Genomic DNA, 21,865 nt, shown 5'->3' with positions numbered 1-21,865 from the left:
TGGATCGCCGAGTTCCTGGCTGGCCGATATGTGGGCAAGCTGATCGAGGATCGAACGCTACCGGCCGCACGGGTCCTAGCCCTTGTCACCAACCCCGCGAATGGGCAGGTACCGAGCCAGCTGCGAGGGCTATCCGCATGGCTGTCCGCGAGTTCACCCCGGGCGCGACACTATCTGATCGACGCCGATCCCGTGGGCGTTGGCCTCTACGGGGACCTCAGCCGATACACGAGGCCTGACAAAGAGCGCCTACTCCGATCCTTGTGGCGCTCCGCCCGACAGGGCCCCTTGTCCGGGCACGCATCGCGAGATGGCAGGGCGATTCGCGCACGAGACGACACGTACCGGATGTTCAGGCACCTCGCGTCACCGAACATGGTTCCCGTGTTGGAGCGTATGCTCGACAGCTTCGAACCGGATGAAGCAGGTAGCAGATTCCCTGAGTTCCTTCTGAAAGCGCTCTCGATGACAGAACCCGAGCACGCGAACGACCTCGCGCCTCTGATACCCCGTCTATGGGAAATGGCAAGATCGTCATCCTGGACGATGCCGGTACAACGGGCTGCGCTGGACGCGTACATCCAGCTCGTGCCGCCAGGGCAAGTTAAGAGTAGGGATCTCAAGGCGTTTCTCGACGAACTGGATCGTGCTGGGTCGGATCGGTCCGGTGAGCTGAGAGGAACCTTACTCACGGCCCTCTATCCAGATGTGATCGAACCGGATACCACTTGGCGTTACTCTGTTCCGATTCCGAAGAACTTCTACGGCCGTTTCCGGAGGTTCTGGAACAAGACTCTGTTCGAGGTCTCGTCGGACCGGCAGATCCATGAGCTGTTGGACACCCTGACCGAGTTTTCCCAGGAGGTAGTCGATGCTTTGGCTTTCGCGCACGCCGATCAGCTGATGCCAGAGCTCCTGGCGAAAGGTTTGGAGACCTTGAGTGACGAACCGGACTTTGCTCGCCTGTACCGCTGGCTGATAGCCGTGAGGCCTCCCGACGAGACCTATGGCAGTCCCGACTGGCGTCCGGTCAGACAATGGTTGGATGCCCGCGGCAATATCGTGAACCGGCTGTTCATGGAGGCCATTCGCGAAGACCCAGACGCCGGTGTCCCGGGCCGCCACTTCGAGTTCGAGTGGCTCACCCATGGATGCAGGTTGCCCGCGGACTTTGGACGCTGGTGTCTCGGCCAAGCCCTTGCCGTGGCCCCGACCGAGCCGGAACTGGCTGCGGTTCTGGTGGATGAAGTCTCTTTCTCCCTGGACCAGCCGAGCATCAGTATCGGGCTGGAACCGGACGCGATCAGAGATCGCTTGGTCGAGCAACCGGACCTGCTTCGCCGATTCGATGATCTGGCGAAGCAGCGGTCAAGAACCCGTTCTTACCAACGAGATCCGCGGGTCGAGCACAAGATCAGCCAATACGCCGAGAAGCAGAGAAAACAGCAGCAGGAATGGGATCAGCACCTGCGCGCCCACCGTTCCGAGCTAGCCGACAACCGGCTGCCCCTGAACAACCTTGATGTCTTGGCACAGGTCTACCTTGGCCTTGTAAGCGGATTGGGGGCAAGCACACCGACTGATCGTGTGGCCAAGTTCATAGGAGGCGACCCCGAACTGGTAGAGATGGTGACGTCCGCGCTGGAAAGGGCGATCTGGCGAGACGACCTTCCGAGCGTGAGCCAGACCATCTCATGGCATTCCCAGACCCGGCGACCCTACCTGGCCTGGCCGGTGGCGGTGAGCCTAACGCGTCTGGGTGGGGACTCCGAAGGTCTCGGCCGGGTCGATGCCGACCGACGGCGCCGCGCCCTCGCGCTCGCGTTCACCTCTCCGATGATCCCCGGCGCCTCGGAATCGTCCTATCTGAGCCATTGGCTGAAAGACGACCCCGACCTGGTCTTCGAAGTCCTCACCCGCTGCGCCATTGCTGGTATCCGCAACGGCGACAGCGTGATCCCCGGCCTCTACCACCTCGGCGGGATCAAGGACCATAAGGGCCGGGTGTTCCAGGCCAGGCGGACGGTGCTCGAAGCCTTCCCCACCCGGATACCGGCGAAACAACTCGCCGCCTTCGACCACCTGCTCGCCCTCGCCATCACCTCCGGCACCCGCGACGCCCTCGAACCGTTGGCCAGCCGCAAACTGAGCCTCCGCAGCCTGGACGTGGCCCAGAGGGTGAGATGGATGACGGTCGCGGCCATGCTGTCAGGCGGGGGAGAGGCAGCCCGTGGCCTGGAACGCTACGCCAGGGAGAACGAGAGACGGGTCCGGCACCTGGCCGGATTACTCGAGGCGGTTGAGGACGTCTCCGGCGTCGGCACGCAGCTCGGCGCCGGATGGGACTCTGAGATGCTAACCGGCCTGATCAATCTGCTGGGTCGGTCCTATGGGCCTCTTGTGGACGACCTCGACACATCGGAGGTACATCCATCGTTCCTGATCTCGTCGTGGATCAGCATGCTCGGTGCCCGACCGGACCCGGCGGCCAAAGAGGGCCTGGAACGCCTGGAGCGCGAGGCCCTGTTGGAGAAATGGCGGCGACACCTAGTAAGGGCTCGAGAAACCCAGCGAGTGGTCGCCGGTAACGCCTCCTACCAGCACGCTGACCCAGACCAGGTTCAACAGACCCTAAATAACCTGGAACCGGCCAACCCGGCCGACCTATGGGCGCTCCTGACCGATCTACTCAGCGACATAGCAGGCTTCGTACGGGGCGACAGCTCCAATCTATGGCGAGCCTTCTGGAACGAGGACTCTTACGGCCGGCCCGTCAAGCCCAAGCCAGAGAACTCCTGTCGCGACGTCCTTCTGCGCGAAATCAACAACCGCCTACCCACCGGTGTGGACGCGGTTCCGGAAGGGCGCTACGCCTCGGACAAGCGGGCCGACATCCGCGTTGCGTACCGGGGATTCAACGTCCCTATCGAGATCAAGAAGGACACGAATCGCGACCTGCTTACCGCCGTGGCCGGCCAGCTCCGGCTTTACACCACCGATCCTACGACAAGCGGATACGGTATCTACCTGGTGCTCCGGTTCTGTTATGACAGACAGGGGCGGCTTCCCACCCGACCCCTCCGAACCGACGCCGAGCTACACCGCATCCTCGAAGGTCAGCTGCCAGACGATGACAGACACCGGATCGCGGTGAAGGTAATGAACGTCACCAAACCCGGATAGCACATTCCTGTGACCGCCTGTGCGCAGGTGGGGTCCACCCAGTCCGGGCTGTTGACCTCGTCGAAAAAGTTGAGGCTGCGCGATTTCGTGGGATTGGGCGCTGTGGTCGGTGTGGTGGGTACACTTCCCGGCAAGCCTCATCGGGCTAGCCAGTCAGCCCCGTAACGTGAGATGTTGGTAATCTTGTGTGCCTCGCGCCTCAGGATTGTTGCTATCCGGCCGGGTGAGTCGATGATCTCGTTGAGATCATCGTGATCGAGGATCATCACGGTCAGTGCGCTGTGTTTCATCACTTCTTGCGCGTAGTTACGTGCATGCGTGGTTACCGGGCAGTTGGCGAAGATCAACACGATCGTTGCCTTTGTGACGAGGGAAATGCCGATTTCTTTCGCGATGTCCTCCAGACTGACGCGGCCTGACGGTGTGTTTTTGCATTGGACCTGCCAGCGAGTCGGAACGTTCCCCAAGGTTCCAGCCAGTAGCACATCGACTTCAGCGTGCGCTGTTTCGTCAGCGGCCCGCTTTCTCCAGGCGACGAAGCGCAGGCCGAGCAGTCGCATCACCCAGATGGCCAAGGCTTCGAGCGCTTCACCCTTGATGTTCCTATCTTTGGATGTCAGGTCGGCTCGGATGTTCGTGGGTCGGCGTCGGTAGTAGGCGATGAGGGATGGGTCTAGGTGTTTGATGGTGCGGGCGATAAAGGGTCTGAGCACCTCTGCGTCGAAGCGGTCGGTCGTTCGGAGATGCGAGGTCTTGCCTCCGGATGTACCGCGGGTCGTGAATTCGATGAGCCCCGCCTCCTGTAGTGGTTCGAGGAAAGTCTTGGGCATGTTGGCCCTATCGACCCGTCTGCCCATGATGCTTTCGGTCAGGTCCCGCACATCGGCGGCCGGGTAGCGCCCATCGGGCTCTATGCGGCACAAGGCTTCGACGAAGGCCTGCTGCTCTTCGCCGAGTCCAACCAGGGCGGCGACGGTCTCGTCGCTCATCCCGACCAAGTGTTCCTTGGCGGCAGGGTCCACTTCCCAAGCACGATGCCGTCTCTTCGGGAACACATCGGCTTCGGCCAGCCACTTGCGGAGGCTATTGATAGCCGTGTTGTGGATACCGACCTGGAACCCTTGGTCGGTCAGGTACCCCGCCAGAGAATCGCCGGTGACCTTGAGTCCGTCGTGCACCATCTGTTGGGCTGCCTCGACCACCCGGAGACCACCGAGGTTGAGGAGGATATGCCGAGCGAACGTGCGGTGGAGATCATCGCCCTCTAAGGCGGCGAGGGTGTGGGAGAGAGCGGTCGCTTCCCAAGAGGGTATGGGCTCGATGAGGCCGTACTGGCGGGCAGCCTCAAGAGGCAAGGATGCCTGTCTCCGGGTAGGGGGCTTCTTGTAGGGCTGTATTCGAACCGGCCCACGGGTTGTTGCTTCTTCCATCGCCGGCTTGTCGCCACTGTGCGCGATGATGGCATCGAGGAACGCCGATAGGTCGACCAAGTCGGGGGTGAACTGCGAACCAACGGGTATATCGCTTGGCTGAGCCACCTATCCGCCTAGGGGCGCACCGATGAGTGAGTACGTCGGATTCTGATGGGTCCCCCCAGTGACAAGTGCCAGTGCACGCACAGTCAGAACCGCGCCTTCCGTCGTAAGCGGTACCCGCGTCCGCCGTCCTCAGCAAGTGGGACAGGAGTGGAGGATGCATCCCATAGAAGACCGGGCCGCGGCACGCGGTACCAGTCCTTGGCGACGGGCCTTTGTCCGTTGATTTCGGCTTCGTCGAAGCGGCCTAGAGCCCCCCGGAGGTAATCCCTCTCCAGCTCTACACAGAGCCAGCGCCGCGATAGCCGCTCGCACACCTCGCCGGTCACACAACTACCAGCGAAGGGATCAACCACAAAGTCGCCCTCGTCAGTGAGCATACGAATGAAGTACTGAGGCAGGTCCGCCGGGAACCGGGCCGGATGTGGTGCGATGCCTTCCTCCTGGCAATAACGCAAGTATCGACTGTTGCTCTCGGTGTTAGGAAGCGCGATCAGGTTGGGAGGAATCGACGCCCCGTTGTTCTTGGCGAAGTTGTGGCTGATGTCATGACCCGACGGGCGTTTCATCGAGCGGTAGCCGTTACGGAGCAGCGACTTCATCGCATCGCTGTAGGGCTGGAGGACCCGGCGATTATCGGCTTTGGGCCAGGGGGTCTTGGAGAGCCACCAGACAGTATTGACCGCGTCCTTCACGCGAACCCGTCGGACCGTGACCCACTCTGCAGGAGAGGGGAGCTTAGAAGGGTTCCACCAGAAAAGCTCCTGGGCCAAGTGCAGACCGATCTCCTCGACGAGCATGATGACCAGTTTGAAGTGGTAGAGGCTCCGGGTAGGCGAACCCGGGATCCACGCCCCGCCGATGTCGATCACCAGACTCCCGGAGTCCTTCAGCACTCGTCGGGATTGTTCCGCGAACGGGCGGAACCAGTCCAGGTACCGATCCGCGTCTGCATTCCCATAGTCTTTCTTGCGCACGAGCGCGAAAGGTGGACTGGTGACGATGAGATCCACAGACGAAGCAGGGAGATCCTCCAGCACCAGGATGGAGTCGCCTACAACCATCCGACCAAGATCGGTGCTGAAGTACTCCGAGGGCGAGCGACTCTCGTCGGATTGCGATACTCGGTGCATAGTCCTCAAGCTACCGGCTGCCTACGACAAAACCGTTGCCGCAGCATTACCCTACCATCGGAAACACATAGGTGTAAGTAGATCAGATGGCGTGGCGAGCCAGCGGACCCGATGTCGTACGGGATAGTCGCTGCCCCCCCGGCCGATACTTCCCGACCCAGCAGCTTAGGTATCCGTGTTTCCCCGCATGCAGGAGTGCCCGGATTCGGAAGTTCGCAAAGTTGCGGAACCCGAACCCACCCGTCGGAACACGAAGTGACAGGAAAAGTGATAACCAACTATCCCAATGGGCAATCTAGCTGGGCATATGTTTACCCAAAGGCGGAGGGAGTGGGATTCGAACCCACGAGACCCGTCGCCGGGCCCACCGGTTTTCAAGACCGGCGCCTTCGTCCGCTCGGCCATCCCTCCCTGCCATATCGTAGGTTGCTCCACCGGCCTTTCAACACCCCGCGGGTTCGCCGGGCAGCTGACACGTGCTGCGTCGCTCATGGGTAGGGTGTCCTCGATGGACATCGACCAAGCCCGCGAGTTCGTCGCGGCCAACCACCGGCGGCATCCTGCTGACCTACCGGTCCGACGGCGGGCCACAGATGTCTTTGATCATTGCCGGGGTCGACTCCGACGGCCACGTAGTGGTGTCGAGCAGGGAGACCGCCTTCAAGGTCAGGAACCTGATGCGCGATCCGAGGGCCGCTCTCTGCATGTTCACCGACGGCTTCTACGGCGAATGGGTTCAGATCGACGGGGACGCCGAGGTCGTCCTGCTGCCCGAGGCGATGGAGCCTCTCGTCGAGTACTACCGGCAGCTCTCAGGGGAGCATCCCGATTGGGACGAGTACCGCGCCGCCATGCGGGAGGAGGGCCGCGTTCTCATCCGCATCATGCCTCGTCGAGCCGGGCCGACCAGGTTCGGGTAGGCCACTTCCCGGGACACGGCGCCGGCACGAATCGGCTGCGATCGGCCCGAACCCTGTATAGCCTCCTATCAGCTGACGCATTGGGGGTGACGATGGCCGGGCTCACCGTGGATCAGTTGGCCGCGTTCCGCGAGGACGGGTACCTGGTGGTCGAAGACGTCCTCTCCGCCGACGATCTGGCGGGGATCGAGGACGAGTACCGGGATATCCTCGACCGGGTGACCGCCGGCCTCGTGTCGAAGGGACGGATCCCGCCGCCTCGGGGCAAGAGCTTCTCGGAACGCTACGTCGAGGCGATGCAGCACATCGACGACATGTACACGCTCTACCAGCACCTCGACATCTGCCTGCCGATGGTCAAGGAACTCGACCACAGCCACACGATGAACACGGGACCGGCGGTGTTCCATCTCCTCACCAACCCGCGCCTGCTCGACATCGCCGAATCGGTCATCGGACCCGAGATCTACTCCAACCCGGTCCAGCACACCCGGATCAAGCCGCCCGCCCGCTACCTGCCCGACACCGTCACCGACTCCAACATCGCCGCCACGACATGGCACCAGGACAACGGGGTCATCAACCCCGAGGCCGACGGGACCGACATGCTCACTGTCTGGGTCGCCGTAACCGACGCCACCGTCGAGAACGGGTGCCTGATCGTGGAGCGTGGAAGCCACCGGGAGGACCTGACCATGCATTGTCCTGGGACCGCCGCCTCCGCCACCACCTACATCCCCGAGGGGATCATCGACCGGGAGCGGGTGGTTCCTTTGGAGGTGGGAGCAGGAGGGGTGGTGCTGCTCCACAAGCTGACCGAGCACGCCTCGTTGAGCAACCACAGCGAGAGCATCCGCTGGAGCTTCGACCTCCGCTACCAACCGATCGGCCAACCCACCGGCCGCTCGGTCTTTCCCGGCTTCGTAGCCCGCAGCGAGGCCCACCCCGAACAGGCCCTCACCGACCCCGGCGAGTGGGCGAACCTGTGGTGGCAGGCCCGGGACCGCATCGTCAGCGGAGAGGTCCGGTGGCAGTTCAACACCCGATGGGACGCCAACGCCCGCCTGCCGATCTGCGCCTGACTCGCTCCGTCCGGTGCTATGCCATGGTGCCGGCCGTACTGGGCGGGTCACTAGCCGAGTCTCGTCCCCAGCAGACTTGGGAAGTATGGCGGTGTAATTTCGTTAGAGTTATTCGACCCTACGGGTCCAGTAGGCCCGCGGGTCCTTTGCCGATTGTCCTACCCACTCGATCAAGCCCTCGGCCTCGAGCGCCCGGAGATGCCGGAGCACCGTGGGGCGCGCCTGGCGGGTGATGCGCATCGTGTCGCCGGTGCTGAGGCGGCCCGCCTCATTGATGGCGCGCAGGACATCCCGAGCCCCCGGCGGCAGCCGCTGTTCGAGTTCTCGGTCTGCCGGTCGGTATGAGAGCTGCAGACGCACGCTGCCCGCCGTCTGCGTGTAGACCGGATCTGAGAGCCCGGCGAGGCGCATTTCCTCGAATATCCGCCGGATGCCCTCGCCCGACTCCTGGCCGAAGCGAAGGTCGGCACAGACACGTGTGATTCTGGGATTACGGGCGAAGCGGGTGACGTTACGAGGTCGGTTCGGACTCACGATGCCGGGAAACCGTCCTGGGCTCTCGATCTCGATCCGGTCGTCGAGAATCTCGACTCGGATGTGGTCGCTACCGATGTTGTACGACCGATGTACAACCGCGTTGACGAGGCCCTCGAGCCACGCGTCTTCGGGAACCAGCAGCACCTGCTCGAAGCGTCCCTGGACGAGAGCTCGGCGGGAGGGCATGCGGTCGAGGATGGTCTGGCGAGCCCTTGCAAGTTGGTGGGGAATGGGTCCTTCGACAACGATATCGTCTATTAGACGCTGGCGAACTCCGGTGCCGCGCTCGGTGCCCTGGTACCGCAGGACGCGGACGCGAGCCTCGGGGAACCATCGCTGGGGATTCGTTCCGAACAGCAGGACGGCGGCCGTGGTGATTTCCCCGCCACCGGTTATGAGATTGCGAGCCTTGAGCAGTCGCAGCGGATCCGGGTGGGATACAGCTCGGGCGTATTCCGCGAGCAGATCCGTGTCGAGGTCCTCTAAGCGGACGTCCCGCACGGGCGTGACCTCGTATGAGGCCTGGCCCTTGTCGTAGAGGAGGTTCTGGCGCTGGAAGAAGTCGAGCCTAGGGGTCTCGTCACCTACGCGCAGGAACACCTGATCCCGATGGTCGGCGTGGACCTGTTCGGAGGAAGCCACGGTGATAACCAGCAGCCGGTCCGCCCTACCGGCAGCGTTGCGGCACTCTTCAAGCCTGGTCTCGCATCTAACTGCGGGACGGGTGAAGTCGAATGCGGCCTGCTGAAGGGCAGAGAGGTGCTCCGGTCCGGTGGAGTCGATCCCCTCTACCCGGCCCTCGGACAGCCCCACGACAACAGCGCCGCCTTCGGCGTTGGCGAATCCGACCAGCGCCTCGGCCAGTTTCCAGGGCTTGACACGGGCACTCTTCCGGTCGAACCATTGGTCCTCGGCCAGGCCTAGCAGCGCGTCACCGCGCCTATCCGGTGACTGGGCCAGCGCCTCATCCATCGTGGCAGTAGACATTCCACTACTATAACAATATTAGAGTAGATGAGACCAGGCCCTTGCGGGAGCCGTCTAGGTCCATACGAGCACGGCGCAGGACTGTGTGTGATGGCCCGAAACACGCAGAAAACTGCGGCTGGTAGACGCTCTTCGGCCCTGGGCGGAGGGGGTGGGATTCGAACCCACGAGGAGGAGCAACCCCCTACGGCATTTCGAGTGCCGCGCACTAGGCCAGACTATGCGACCCCTCCGGAGAGCCTTGGATTGTACCCGCCTGGCGAGGTTCGTCCCTAACGAAGCCCTGGCCGCTCCGGGGCCGGGGTAGGTGCCGACCGGTCGTTGCGTTCCGGGGGCCGCGACCGGAGTTGTCCGAAGAAGTCGGCGAGCAAGGAGGCGCACTCTTCCTCCAGGACCCCTGCCACCAGATCCATCCGGTGGTTCAGTCGCCGGTCCTGCGGGATGTTGTAGAGGCTCCAGGCCGCTCCTGCCTTGAGGTCGGGCGCTCCGTAGACGATCCGCTCCAGCCGGGCCGCCACAGCAGCCCCGGCGCACATGGCGCAGGGCTCCAGCGTGACCACCAGCGTGTGCCCGTCCAACCGCCACTTCCCGGCGCGCCGGGCGGCGGCCGACAGGACCAGCACCTCCGCGTGGGCGGTGGGATCTCGAAGCTCCTCGCGGCGGTTGCGGTCCATCGCCGCGGGCTGCCCGTCCGGGTCGACCAGGACGGCGCCCACCGGTACGTCACCATGGCCGGGGGCCCGACCGGCCTCGGCCAGAGCCGCCTCCATCCAAGGAATCCAGGAAGACATATGACAGCTCCGGTGAAGCCAAGCGGGCAGACAGAGCCGTGCAGCCCGCCGTCGAATGCAGATCCCGAGGCCTCAACCGGTCGCCGGCTCCAGCCCGGCACTCCCACGGCACCCGGAACCGCCCGCTTAGGGCTGCTTCCTCCCGGACCTGACCCGGTTCACGAAGGTTCCGCTGCGTAGGACCCGGCCTTCCACACCACGTGCCGGCCGAAAACCCCGCCATCTCAACACCCTTCGGCGGGCATTCCGCCCCGCCTGTAGAGGGTTTCGGGCTACAGGACACCCCTAGCGTCCCGCGTAGCACGGCGTCCGGGGAGTCTAGCCCCGGTACCTCATGTTCCCGACAGCGCCGGACCTCCTAGAATCGGTCGGCCCTGGGAGGGATCGCATAGTCTGGCCTAGTGCGCACGCCTGGAAAGCGTGTTGGCGCGTACCGCGCCTCGTGGGTTCGAATCCCACTCCCTCCGCCTAAGATTGTGTATTGTGCCTGGTAAATAGCTAGATGGTCCTATTGTTATCACTTTTGCTGTACTTCGGTGTTTTAGCTGTGCCTCTATGGGCGATCGGGTCAAGTCGGCGCGGCGTCCGGTAGGTAGTCGCGTCCGGTAGCGACGACGACATCCGCGATTTGGTTATGCAGTGGCAGCTATGCGTGGGGTGTCCGGCTGGGCCGGTCGAAGTCGTGGGCGGATATGCGAAGCGTGCCGGCGGCGCCTGGCCCGCCGATACCGGTCCCTGGACACAGGAATAGACGGATTCGATGTCGAGCTCCGTCGTCTCTGCGCGCAAGCTAACCCGGCTCTGTTAGCAGCCGGAGGCGTCGGCCCTGACACAGCCAGCCTTGCTGGTCGCAGCCGGCGACAACCCCGAGCGGATGAAATCGGAGAAGTCCTTCGTAGCGCTGTCCGCCACCAGTCCCGTCTAGGCGTCATCAGGCCAGGCCATCCAGCATCGTCTCAACCAGGGCGGCAACCGGCAAGCCCAGGCTAACCTATTTGACTCGTACACGTGGTTGGCTTGGGGCCCGAGGGACCGGGCTGGTCCTGGCTGTCGGAGCCGGTGGCGCTACTGAAGGGGGATCGCGGTGAGGGCCATGCGAGTGGTGACAGTGGTCTCGGGGCCCGGTGGACATAGCAGGGGACGCTGGCTCCGATCGTTGGTGGTTCTGCTGACGGTCTTGTCTCTCTTCTTCGCCTCCGGGGCGGCGGCAGCGGATGACGATGAGCGTGTGTATGACGACGATCCGCTTGGTCTGATCGCCGCGTATAACATCACGACCTTTTTCAGCCTGGACAGGAACGACCTGTGGGACGTGTGGATTTGCGAGGTACCGGAGGGAACCCTGGAGTTCTCGCCGGAGGCGGCAGTGGCCCGTTTCGAGGACGAGATCGCACCCTATTTCGATTGGCTGTCCGGAGGCCGCTACCGGCCGGTGTTCCGGGTGGGTGGCGTGATTGAGGCGTCGTCGTTCGACAACTGGGGCGGATGCAACACACCGGTGTATGAAGCTTCAATGGAACTGCCGGAGGAGGACCGGCCCCAGGGGGCTCTGATTATCGTCAACATGGTCACGACCGCGAGCTTCGGCAGTTTCGGGGCGTACGGGTTCCCGTCGCCGGTCGAGGTGAAGATCTGGGGGTCGCCGACGTATCCTTCGAACCCTCGTGACGTGATGTTGGGGGGTCAGGTACTGGCGGAACCGGGCAGCCTACCGCCGACCAACTTCGTTCTGGGCCCGTTGCCGAAGATCTCGACCGTAGCCCATGAGATGGGACACGGTATCGGTTTCCCCCACTCTTTTCGGACCAGCGCGTACGACAACCCGATGGATGTCATGAGCAACAATGATGCAGCAGCCGGTCTTCAGGTCGGCACCATCGCGATCAACAGGTACGCAGCGGGTTGGATCGACCCCGAACAGGTCCGGATACACGCCGGTGGGAGAGCCGTGTACCGCCTGCATCCGATCGGGGAAGAGGGCACCCAGATGCTGGTGCTGCGATCGGAGGGGAGCAGTTTCTTGGCACTCGGAGCAAGGGTCCGGAAGGGTTACGACAGTGGCATCCCTGTCGAGGGTGTCGAGTCGTATCTTGTTGACCAGCAGCCGGACGATTGTTTCCAATACCCCGACTACCTGGCCTGTTTCGGTACTGAGAGGCCTACCCAACTCTTCGCCGATGTCGGTGCAGGCTACACCTGGGAAGGGATGGCGGTGAACATCGTGAGGCGCGTGGGGGATAGCTTCTTGGTGGAAGTCAGCCCGGCGGTGGAAGAGAGCGACAACCGTTTCGTGGACGACGACGGGAACACCCACGAGGAGAACATCGAGATAATCGCAGCATTGGGAATCACCCTGGGATGCAACCCGCCGGATAACGACCGGTACTGCCCTTCACGGCCGGTGACCCGTGCGGAGATGTCCGTTTTCCTGGGCCGGGCCCTGGGCGAGTCGGGAGACGGCACGGCGGCTGTCAGCCGGTTCTCCGACATTCCCGACGGTGCGTGGTATCTGGGGCATGTCGAGGCTCTCGCCGATCTGGGTGTGTTCCCGGACGAAGCCGGTGACCCGTTCCGTCCCTCGGATCCGCTGACCCGACTTGAGATGGCAGTGTGGATGGCCGGGGCGTTCGAGTCGATCACCGAGGTCGAACCGCAGGGGATCTTTACGGATGTCTCGGCGGATGCATGGTACGCGGGTGCCGTCGAGGGGCTGGCGGCTGTGGGAGTGACCAAGGGCTGCAAAACCGACCCACCGTCCTACTGCCCCGACCACGAGGTCACCCGCGACCAGATGGCGTCGTTCCTGGCCCGCGTGCTCATAGTCACATAGGTGTCCCCTCGATCGGGAACCGTCCTTGAGGCGTACCGTGCCCTGTAGGAGATGGAACCTACTGCTGTGGTTACTCTCGATGCTTAGGAACCAGTGTGTCATAGGCTTATCCCGCGGCCGCGGTTGGGGGGATTTGCTTCGGGTGGTTTGACCTGGTTGTGGCGGCACGGCCATCCGGCTAGGGGGCAGGGGCAGGTGGTTGAGGTGGGTTCGATGGTGGTCTTGTGCCCGATGGGGTAGTCGGTGGTGGCTGTGCTGAGCATGGCGAGTTGGTGGAGGGCGTTGGAGGCTGTTCGGTAGGTGGGGTACGGGGGTGATGTGGAGTCGATTGTGTTGTCGGGTTGCGGCATTGTATGAACCGCCGGCCGCTTTACGCCACCGGGAGGGGACGATCCGGGTGCAGTAGTATGGGGTCGGAGTCAGCCACTGGAAGGGGTGTGACAGATGGCGGATAAGCCGTCGCCCAAGGCTATTGTTCTGGCATTCGCGTTCGCGATCGCTGCATTGATCGTGTTCTCCCTCACGGGAGGCTGAACAGCCGATGCTCCACCCGATCAGCTGCCACCGTTTCGGGTAGCACTGCGGGAACACTGCCCACCCGGAACCCGGCCACCTGGATCGGCCGGGTTCCGGCGCGTATGGGTTAGCTGCCTTCCGGTTCGGTCGTCGTGCTGGTGAGCCAGGGTCGAAGTCAGCGGGAGATTGCGGTAATGGCAGAGAGCGTTACCGAAGCGCCAGTGGACGCCAAGGGCGAGGTGGGGCCCCGAAAGGACAGGTCGCCAACTGATGGTGACCGGCTTTGGTGCTAGGCCGTGTGATGTGCCGCATCCTCCGATACAGCTCTATCGAACGATGATGGTCAGCGTGTAAGAACCCGTACCGTCACCCCATGCGGAGGCCGCTATGTAGTAGCTCCCCGAACTAGGGGCCTCCCACACAATCCGAGAAGCTGACGAGTCCTCGTAGTCGTCGTTGGAGGCCAACTGCGTCTCGTCGGCGTCGTACAGCACCAGCACCGAGTCAGCCAATGTGCCTAGGGCCGCATCGATCTGATACAGCTCGCCCTCCACGGCCTCGAACACGAACAAGTCGACATCGCCGGGGTAATCCACCACACCAAGAGCTGCCCCACCGGCCGCCACCGACGTAGCATCATCGACTCCATCGGCGTGATCGTCGACGATATCGGACACAACAACGGTCACCGTGTACGAGCCCGTATCACCCCATGAAGAGACCTCGATGTAGTAACTCCCCGAATCAGGAGCCTCCCACACGATCCGAGAAGCCAGCGAACCCTCATGGTCGTCGTTGTAAGCCAGTTCCCACTCGTCGGGGTCGTATAGCACTGCCACAGAGTCATCCAGCGTGCCTAGGGCGACATCTATCTGATACAACTCGCCTTCGGTAGCCTCGAACACGAACAAGTCGACATCACCCGGGTAGTCCACACCACCGGGAACAATCTCACCGGCCATCACCGACGTGGCACCACCGACCTCGTCAGCGTGGTCGTCGACGATATCGGAGACAACAACGGTCAGCGTGTAAGAACCCGTACCGTCACCCCACGCCGACAATACCTTGATGTAATAGCTCCCCGAGCTCGGGGCCTCCCAGAAAAGTCGAGAAGCCGAGGAGTCCTCGTAGTCGTCATTGGAAGCCAGTTCCAACTCGTCGGGGTCGAGCAGCGACACCTCGGAGTCCGGCAACGTGCCTAGGGCGACGTCTATCTGATACAACTCGCCTTCGGTAGCCTCGAACACGAACATGTCGACATCGCCGGGGTAATCCACCACACCAAGAGCTGCCCCACCGGCCGCCACCGACGTGGCATCACCAACCCCATTGGCGTGATCGTCGACGATATCGGAGGCAACAACGGTCACCGTGTACGAACCCGTACCGTCACCCCACGCGAAGACATGGATGTAGTAGCTCCCCGAGCTAAGGGCCTCCCACACGATCCGAGAAGCCGACGAGTCCCCGTAGTCGTCATTGGAAGCCAATCCCCACTCGTCGGGGTCGTACAGCGCTGCCACAGAGTCATCCAACGTTCCCAGGGTCACATCTAACTGATACAGCTCGCCTTCGGTGGCCTCGAACACGAACAAGTCGGTATCACCGGGGTAATCCACCACACCAAGAACAACCTCACCGACCGTCACCGACGTGGGCAACGTGGCATCACCGACCGCGTTAGCGTGATCGTCGACGATCTCGAAGGCAACAACGGTCAGCGTGTAAGAACCCGTACCGCTTCCCCATGCGGCAACCTTGACGTAGTAGCTCCCCGAACCAGGAGCCACCCACACAATCCGAGAAGCCGGCGAACCCTCGTAGTCGTCATTGGAAGCCAACTCCGTCTCGTCGGCGTCGTACAGCGCTGCCACGGAGTCATCCAACGTTCCCAGGGTCACATCTACCTGGTACAGCTCGCCTTCGGTAGCCTCGAACACGAACAGGTCAAAATCACCCGGCTCGTCCAGTTCACCCAGGACCTCCTCATCGATCGCGACAGCAGTGGCCTCCTCGAGAGCCATAGTGAAGGACGTACCCGGGTCGGGGGGTGCGTCCAGCAGGTCGGGAACGCACTCGAGCAGTGCCGGGAGGAAGGCAAAGGCGGCATCGGGGTCGCCGACGAGCAGCCCCATGAAATCGGCACCGGCCACCCACTCACGCAAACAAGACGCCTCGTCCTCACCCAACTCACGGAACTCCACGCCCATCTCCTCCAACATCACAGAGAGGAACACGTCAGGAACGCAGCCCAATAACCCCTGCACCAACTCGCCGAGCACCGTCGGGTCTTCGTCCTCAAACCCGGCAACCATAGAACCCATGTCGAAACCGGCCACCCACTCACGCAGGCAGGAGACTTCGTCCTCACCCAACTCACCGAACTCGACACCCATCTCCTCCAACATCACCGAGAAGAGCAGGTCATTTAGGCAGGAAAACATGCCGGAAGTCAGCTCCCCGGTTACCACAGGGTCCTCATCCGCGAGCGCCCCGACCGCGGCGGCCACATCGACACCCGCCACCCATTCCCGCAAGCAGGACAACTCCTCCTCGGTCAGTTCCATATCCAGTTCCTCGTCGCCTTCCATCCCGGCGATCATCAAGGAGAGGAACAAGGCCCTAGCAGTTTCGGGAGCGAGGCAGGAGAATATCGAGACCGCCCAGTCCTCGGGGGCGTCGGAGGACTCCAGGACAAGCCGGTCCAGCACCGACTCCAGCAACTCTTCATCCACAGCATCGCGGATACACGAATGCTCCGAGACGGTGAAAGTACTGAACACATCGGCCCAGACGGTGCCTGCATCCAGGCTGATATCGGCGCCGGCTGCGGCGCCCGCCGGCTCGGATGTCGTAGACGTGGATCCCGCGGGGGTGGTCGTCTGGGTGGAGGTGGTCGTCGACGCGGTCTTCGTTGTGGTCGTGGCCACAGACGCGGCCGTACCGGTCTCTGCGACTGTAGAAGAGGTATCGGCTGCAACAGTTGTCGGAGTCGAGCTATCGCCGCCGCAAGCGGATAACGCAACTGTGACAGCCAGGGCACCGACAACCGCCAATCGTCGGACACGGCCCACGGACATCTCCGTCACGCCCCTGGCAGCTTCCCGTGAGGGTCGAACCCCCCGGCTGCGGCGTAGGCCGCCGTTGCGGCCGGTGCGAGCGTGACGAGCAGAACGGTGGTGATGCGGCGCATCTCGGGTTATCTCCAGTCTTGGTCTGTCTAGGGCTGGCTGCGCTTTTCTAAGGGCAGACGGGCTGGAACCGGTCGGCCCCGGGACGGGTACTGGGGCATAGTCGCCTCAACAGGGCGGCCGCGGTACCGAGAAGCCCTCGGTCGGTTTCGTCATCTTGTTACACCCTCTTGTCGGCGATGTGACGGATCCTGTGCATGTACAAGTAGTGTAGGGGCTTGCGAATAACTTAATGATGAATATGTGGTGCAATGTTATAACTTTATAATAACGTCTAGCGGAATCTGTTGGAAATTGGCCCGAGGCGGCCCTACCTCGTGGGAGGTGTGTGTTGGAGAACGCCGGTCAGGCGGTCGGGGGGTTGGAGTCGGTGAGAGACCGCCTTTCGCGCCTTAGCGAGGCCAGTCTCCGCATCAACGAGAGCCTCGACCTTGGCACGGCGCTGCGGGCTGTGATGGACGGTGCCCGGTCCCTGACGCGGGCGCCGTATTCGGTGATCGTGACGCTGGATGATTCGGGTCGGGTGGAGGACTACCTGGTTGGGGGCCTGGACCCCGGCGAGGTGGATCGGGTGTGGCAGGTACCGGGGGGACGGAGGTTGTTCGAGTACGTGAACTCTGTTGGGGGTCCGCTGAGGATGGGTCGGCTTGAAGAGTTCACCGCGTCCATTGGCCTCGGGGAGTTCCGTTTGCCCGTATCGGTCACCGCTTTCATGGCCGCGCCGATACTGCATCAGGGGGTGCGGGCAGGCAACCTCTACGTGGGCAGTGACGAGCCGGGCCGGGAGTTCAGCCGGGAGGATGAGGAGATCCTGGTGCTGTTCGCTGCCCAGGCGGCGCAGGTTATCGCCAACGCCCGCCGGCATCGGGACGAGCAGCGGGCCAGGGCAGGCTTGGAGACGCTGATCAATACGTCGCCGGTGGGAGTCGTGGTCTTCGACGTGAGCAAGGGTGCTGCGGTGTCGTTCAACCGGGAGGGGAGAAGGATCGTCGACGGCCTGTGCAGCCCGGGTCAGGCGCCGGCGGATCTTCTGGGATTGTTGACCGTGCGTCGCGCCGACGGGAGCGAGTTCTCCCTGGAAGAGTTCCCGCTGTCCCGGGTTCTCGGTACCGGCGAGACGATACGGGCCGAGGAGATCGTCATGTGGGTCCCCGACGGGCGGAGCGTGTCGGTGCTGCTCAACGCCACGCCCATCCGCGGCGGGGACGGGCAGGTGGAGTCGGTGGTGGTCACGATGCAGGACATGACGGCCGTCGAGGAGACGGAGCGGCTGCGGGCCGAGTTTCTGGCCATGGTCAGCCACGAGTTGCGGATGCCTCTTACCTCCATCAGGGGCGCCGCTACCGTCCTGCTGGACGCGGCGCCGGACCTGGACCCGGCCGAGATGCGCCAGTTCCACCGCATCATCGTCGACCGGGCCGACCACATGCGCGAGCTCATCGGCGATCTGCTGGACGTGGCCCGGATCGAGACGGGCGCCCTCCCGGTGGACCCCGAACCGCTGGAGGTGGCGGCCCTGGTGGACCGGGCGAGGAACGCCTTCATCAGCTCCGGGGGCCGCGACGACCTTGCCATCGACATCGAGCCCGGCCTGCCCCCCGTCGTGGCGGACCGCAGGCGCATCGTCCAGGTCATCGGCAACCTGTTGTCCAACGCGGCCCGCCATTCCCCTGAGTCGTCGATAATCAAAGTGCGCGCCGTGCGCGTGGGCGTACACGTCGAGGTCTCGGTGGCCGACCCCGGCCGTGGCATACCTGCCGAGGACCTACCGCGCCTGTTCCGCAAGTTCTCCCGCCGGGACGACCCCGACACAGCAGGCGACACCGGCCTGGGGCTGGCTATCTGCAAAGGGATAGTGGAAGCGCACGGAGGCCGCATCTGGGCCGAGAGCGACGGGCCGGGCCTGGGAGCACGGTTCGTCTTCACCCTGCCGGTGGTCCAAGACGCCGAACCAGCGCCCCGCCCCGCCCGCTCCCAGAGCGCCGGGGCATCCGCGGGAACGGTCCTGGTGGTGGACGACGACCCCTTGGTGCTCAGATCCGTGCGGAACGCACTCTCCACCGCAGGCTTCCGGCCGGTGGTGACCGCCGACCCCGAGGAAACGCTGTCCCTGATGGCGGAACACAGCCCCCACCTGGCACTGGTGGACCTGATGCTGCCCGACCGCGACGGGACGGAAGTGATGGCAGACATCCTCACGGTCTCCCGTATCCCGGTCATATTCCTATCCGCGTACGGCAGGGACGAGGTGGTCGCCAGAGTCCTCGAGCAGGGAGCCACCGACTACATCGTCAAGCCATTCTCGCCGACGGAACTCGTGGCCCGGGTGAGGGCGGCCCTGCGCCGCTTCAGGGAACCACAGCGCCCCGAACCAGTGGAACCCTTCGTGCTCGGCGACCTGACCATCGACTACGCCCGGCGTAGGGTGACCGTCTCGGGGCGACCGGCACCGCTGACGCCCACCGAGTTCGACCTACTAGCGGAACTCGCAGCCGACGCCGGGCGGGTAGTACCCCACGACCGACTCCTGAGACGCGTGTGGAGTCCAATAAAACCGGGGAACCTGCGGACGTTGCGCACCCACCTCATGAGGCTACGCCGCAAACTCGGCGACGACGCCGCCAACCCGAAATACATCTTCGCCGAACCCCGCCTCGGCTACCGGATACCCAACCAGGACACCCAAGAATAGGAGCAGACGCAGACAAGAGAGACACCGTGGTCATGCTGGACTGCGCATGGGGCCCAACACCGACCACTCCGCCGGCCCGGAATCCCAGTGCTGACCCGGCTGGTCCGGAGAAGCACCTCAGGTTCGATGCGCAAGACCGCTGCCGCGATCATGATGACGTCACCGAGCCCGAGGTAGTCCACCTGGCTATTCGGCCAGACGGTCGAGGATCCGCTGGGAACGCGCCATCGACTCGGTGAGCCGTTCTTCGAAGCCATCATCGGCCTGGCGGCTTTCGATGGCGCCACGGACAGCCTGAGACATACCCACGCCATTGGCCTGAGCCACCATCTCCAGTGCGTCGGTCTGGTCACCGGGAGGTCGCAACGTCATCTCCTTCTGCGTGTCGGCTCGCAGCGGCCTATCCGGGTGACATGCAATTTGGTGAGGATTGCGGCGTAGACGAAGCCGAGGGGGCCCATTCTCCAGAGGCGGTCGAGGCGGAGGGGTGGGTCGGCGAAGAGTTGCTCGGGCGGGGGGAGCTTGTCGAGCGACCGGTGGAGGTAGCGGTACTCGTCGACGGCATCGATCAGGGCACCCGCCATCGGGACCACGATGGCCGAGCCGGCCCGGTGGAGGGAGGCGGCCAACTTGCCTTTGGGCCGGGTGAGGCCCACCACCCCCACCGATCCGCCGGGTCGGAGTACCCGGGCGATCTCGTCCATCGTGGTCTCCACCGAGTCCAGGTTCCGCAAGACGAAGGCCGAGAACACGGCATCGAAGGACGCATCGCCGAATGGCAGGGACTCTCCCTTGCCCACGACTCGAGCGGGGGTGGGGTTGAGGTCCAGCATCTGTGGCACGGGATCGAGCGCCACCACCTGCCGGTCATCGAACAGGGGCAGGGCCGCCCCGGTACCGGCGCCGAGGTCCAGCAGCCGTCCCGGAGGCAGATGTTCGATGACCGACCGGCGCCAGGCCCGGTCCCGCCCCGCCGCCAGCAGCCGGTTGATCAGGTCGTAGCGCCGGGCGATCCTGGCGAAGATCGCATCCGTCGGCCGCTCCGCCGGGGCGAGCGGGGACTCAGCCGATGCGGTCGAATCCGGCGTAGGCACGCAGCGCGTCCGGCACCACCACAGACCCGTCCATCTGCTGGTGGTTCTCCATGATTGCGATCAGCAACCGGCCCACGGCCACTGCCGTCCCGTTCAGGGTATGCACCAACCGGTTGCCACGGTCGGTCCGGTACCGGATCCGCAGCCGCCGGCTCTGGAAGTCGGTGGTGTTGGAGCAGGAGGTGATCTCCCGGTAGCGCTCCTGGGAGGGGATCCAGGCCTCGATGTCGTACTTCTTCGCTGCCGATGCGCCGAGGTCCCCTGCGGCCACGTTCACCACCCGGTAGGGGATCTCGAGACTCTGAACGATCTGCTCCTCGATCCCCAGCAACATCTCGTGCTCGTCCCACGAGCGCTCCGGATGGCAGAACGAGAACATCTCCACCTTGTCGAACTGGTGTACGCGGAAGATGCCCGCCGTGTCCTTGCCGTGCGCTCCCGCCTCCCTGCGGAAGCAGCTGGAGAAGCCCGCGTACCGGAGGGGCAGGGCATCCTTGTCGAGCACCTCGCCGGTGTGATAGGCCGCCAGGGAAACCTCGGAGGTTCCCACCAGGTAGAGGTTGTCGGACCGCAGTCCTTCGCCGGTCGTCACGCCCACTTCGTAGACCTGCTGATCGTCATCCGGGAAGAATCCGGTGCCGAACAGTGCCTCCTCGCGCACCAGCACCGGCGGGACGACGGGCGTGAATCCTCTCTCGCCCAGCATTTCGAGCACCATCCGCACCAGCGCGAACTCGATCATCACCGCCGGTCCGGTCAGGTATCCGAAGCGGCTGCCGGACACCCTGGCGGCCCGCTCGATGTCGATCATCCCCAGGTCGGCGCCCAGCTCCCGGTGGTCCTTGACCGGGAAGCCGAAGTCCCGGATTGTCCCCCACCGCTTGATCTCCACCGCGTCCTCTTCGACCAAGCCGTCGGCGGCCGACGGATGGGCCGGGTTGGGAACCTTGATCCAGATCTCCCGGAACTGCTCGTCCAGCTCATCGGCCTCGGCCAGGGCGGCTCGGTAGCTCGACGCCAGCTTCCCGGCCTCGGCGATGGCGCTTTGCCTGGCCTCGCCCTCGAGACGGGGGATGCGGCGGCTGAGGCTCTTCTGCTCGGCGCGCATCGACTCGGCCGTCACCCGGGTTCTCCGCCGCATCTGGTCGATCTGCGCCATTGCGTCAACGTCCAGATCCAGGCCCCGGCGGGCCAGGGACGCCTTGAGAGCGTCCGGCTGCTCGCGCAGGAGCGTTATGTCGATCATCCCGTGATGATATCCCTCTATCCAGTCAGTAGTTGCTAGTTGGTAGTTGCTAGTTGGCCGTTGTAATCCTATGTTGGATCATATAGCCACCGACCACGGGCGCCCGGCTAAGACCGGGGAACGCC

Annotated in this window: 13 protein-coding genes, 3 tRNA genes and 1 other RNA gene; 6 read left to right on the top strand and 11 right to left on the bottom strand. The window is 63.8% G+C overall.

All coding sequences use genetic code 11. From position 1 onward, the window contains the following. The first annotated feature begins 936 nt into the window (after positions 1 to 936). The gene (locus ACOQPD_RS10435; protein ID WP_420611893.1) at positions 937 to 3,183 is read left to right on the top strand and encodes a hypothetical protein; all 2,247 of its coding nucleotides are present in this window, start codon (positions 937 to 939) and stop codon (positions 3,181 to 3,183) included. Positions 3,184 to 3,320: 137 nt separating this feature from the next. Here ACOQPD_RS10435 and ACOQPD_RS10430 read toward each other — a convergent pair whose 3' ends face one another. From ACOQPD_RS10430 to ACOQPD_RS10420, 3 genes are all read right to left on the bottom strand, one after another. After that, entirely contained in the window at positions 3,321 to 4,721 is a 1,401-nt protein-coding gene (locus tag ACOQPD_RS10430) for a restriction endonuclease (protein ID WP_420611892.1), read from the bottom strand. Positions 4,722 to 4,804: 83 nt separating this feature from the next. Further along, the gene (locus tag ACOQPD_RS10425; protein WP_420611891.1) at positions 4,805 to 5,782 is read right to left on the bottom strand and encodes a DNA-methyltransferase; all 978 of its coding nucleotides are present in this window, start codon (positions 5,780 to 5,782) and stop codon (positions 4,805 to 4,807) included. Positions 5,783 to 6,173: 391 nt separating this feature from the next. Beyond that, a tRNA-Ser gene (locus ACOQPD_RS10420) sits at positions 6,174 to 6,262 on the bottom strand. Positions 6,263 to 6,444: 182 nt separating this feature from the next. Here ACOQPD_RS10420 and ACOQPD_RS10415 point away from each other — a divergent pair. Beyond that, entirely contained in the window at positions 6,445 to 6,771 is a 327-nt protein-coding gene (locus tag ACOQPD_RS10415) for a TIGR03618 family F420-dependent PPOX class oxidoreductase (protein ID WP_420611890.1), read from the top strand. Positions 6,772 to 6,863: 92 nt separating this feature from the next. Continuing rightward, positions 6,864 to 7,853 carry a phytanoyl-CoA dioxygenase family protein gene (locus ACOQPD_RS10410; RefSeq protein WP_420611889.1) on the top strand — a complete coding sequence of 330 codons (990 nt, stop codon included), beginning with the start codon at positions 6,864 to 6,866 and terminating at the stop codon, positions 7,851 to 7,853. A gap of 108 nt (positions 7,854 to 7,961) precedes the next feature. On the opposite strand, the gene ACOQPD_RS10405 is transcribed toward ACOQPD_RS10410, so the two are convergent. From ACOQPD_RS10405 to ffs, 4 genes are all read right to left on the bottom strand, one after another. Further along, positions 7,962 to 9,377 (bottom strand): ATP-binding protein, encoded by a 1,416-nt coding sequence (locus ACOQPD_RS10405; protein WP_420611888.1) that lies wholly within the window; start codon positions 9,375 to 9,377, stop codon positions 7,962 to 7,964. Between the two features lie 143 nt (positions 9,378 to 9,520). Beyond that, a tRNA-Ser gene (locus tag ACOQPD_RS10400) sits at positions 9,521 to 9,610 on the bottom strand. Between the two features lie 39 nt (positions 9,611 to 9,649). Beyond that, positions 9,650 to 10,168: a nucleoside deaminase gene (locus ACOQPD_RS10395; protein WP_420611887.1), complete on the bottom strand. Its 519-nt coding sequence runs from the start codon at positions 10,166 to 10,168 to the stop codon at positions 9,650 to 9,652. Between the two features lie 36 nt (positions 10,169 to 10,204). Then, an RNA gene (gene ffs / locus ACOQPD_RS10390) (signal recognition particle sRNA large type) lies at positions 10,205 to 10,474 on the bottom strand. 71 nt (positions 10,475 to 10,545) lie between these two features. Here ffs and ACOQPD_RS10385 point away from each other — a divergent pair. Both ACOQPD_RS10385 and ACOQPD_RS10380 read left to right on the top strand, forming a co-directional pair. Further along, a tRNA-Ser gene (locus ACOQPD_RS10385) sits at positions 10,546 to 10,635 on the top strand. A gap of 692 nt (positions 10,636 to 11,327) precedes the next feature. Beyond that, complete coding sequence (locus tag ACOQPD_RS10380; protein WP_420611886.1) at positions 11,328 to 12,998, top strand: S-layer homology domain-containing protein; 1,671 nt, start codon at positions 11,328 to 11,330, stop codon at positions 12,996 to 12,998. Between the two features lie 842 nt (positions 12,999 to 13,840). On the opposite strand, the gene ACOQPD_RS10375 is transcribed toward ACOQPD_RS10380, so the two are convergent. Next, positions 13,841 to 16,447: a PPC domain-containing protein gene (locus ACOQPD_RS10375; protein WP_420611885.1), complete on the bottom strand. Its 2,607-nt coding sequence runs from the start codon at positions 16,445 to 16,447 to the stop codon at positions 13,841 to 13,843. A gap of 592 nt (positions 16,448 to 17,039) precedes the next feature. Here ACOQPD_RS10375 and ACOQPD_RS10370 point away from each other — a divergent pair. Continuing rightward, a complete protein-coding gene (locus tag ACOQPD_RS10370) occupies positions 17,040 to 19,400 on the top strand; it encodes an ATP-binding protein (protein WP_420611884.1) in 2,361 nt (786 codons plus the stop codon). 186 nt (positions 19,401 to 19,586) lie between these two features. On the opposite strand, the gene ACOQPD_RS10365 is transcribed toward ACOQPD_RS10370, so the two are convergent. From ACOQPD_RS10365 to serS, 3 genes are read right to left on the bottom strand one after another with little or no spacing between them, the layout of a single operon-like run. Then, the gene (locus tag ACOQPD_RS10365; protein ID WP_420611883.1) at positions 19,587 to 19,766 is read right to left on the bottom strand and encodes a hypothetical protein; all 180 of its coding nucleotides are present in this window, start codon (positions 19,764 to 19,766) and stop codon (positions 19,587 to 19,589) included. 2 nt (positions 19,767 to 19,768) lie between these two features. Next, on the bottom strand, positions 19,769 to 20,494 hold the full coding sequence (locus ACOQPD_RS10360; protein WP_420611882.1) for a class I SAM-dependent methyltransferase: 726 nt from the start codon (positions 20,492 to 20,494) through the stop codon (positions 19,769 to 19,771). Continuing rightward, positions 20,463 to 21,740: a serine--tRNA ligase gene (serS, locus tag ACOQPD_RS10355; RefSeq protein WP_420611881.1), complete on the bottom strand. Its 1,278-nt coding sequence runs from the start codon at positions 21,738 to 21,740 to the stop codon at positions 20,463 to 20,465. Before serS ends, ACOQPD_RS10360 begins: the two co-directional genes overlap by 32 nt. Between the last annotated feature and the right edge of the window lie 125 nt (positions 21,741 to 21,865).

Origin of the sequence: Candidatus Spongiisocius sp., from assembly GCF_965221825.1 — a bacterium.
In the GTDB taxonomy this organism is placed as follows: Bacteria; Actinomycetota; Acidimicrobiia; order Spongiisociales; family Spongiisociaceae; genus Spongiisocius.
Note: the sequence above shows the minus strand (reverse complement) of the source record. Positions and strands in the feature narration are given on the sequence as shown.

Excerpts from the sequence above, each read along its gene's own strand:
- ACOQPD_RS10425 (WP_420611891.1), bottom strand. The coding sequence starts at position 5,782 with ATGGTTGTAGGCGACTCCATCCTGGTGCTGGAGGATCTCCCTGCTTCG.
- ACOQPD_RS10415 (WP_420611890.1), top strand. The coding sequence starts at position 6,445 with ATGTCTTTGATCATTGCCGGGGTCGACTCCGACGGCCACGTAGTGGTG.
- ACOQPD_RS10410 (WP_420611889.1), top strand. The coding sequence starts at position 6,864 with ATGGCCGGGCTCACCGTGGATCAGTTGGCCGCGTTCCGCGAGGACGGG.
- ACOQPD_RS10405 (WP_420611888.1), bottom strand. The coding sequence starts at position 9,377 with ATGTCTACTGCCACGATGGATGAGGCGCTGGCCCAGTCACCGGATAGG.
- ACOQPD_RS10395 (WP_420611887.1), bottom strand. The coding sequence starts at position 10,168 with ATGTCTTCCTGGATTCCTTGGATGGAGGCGGCTCTGGCCGAGGCCGGT.
- serS (WP_420611881.1), bottom strand. The coding sequence starts at position 21,740 with ATGATCGACATAACGCTCCTGCGCGAGCAGCCGGACGCTCTCAAGGCG.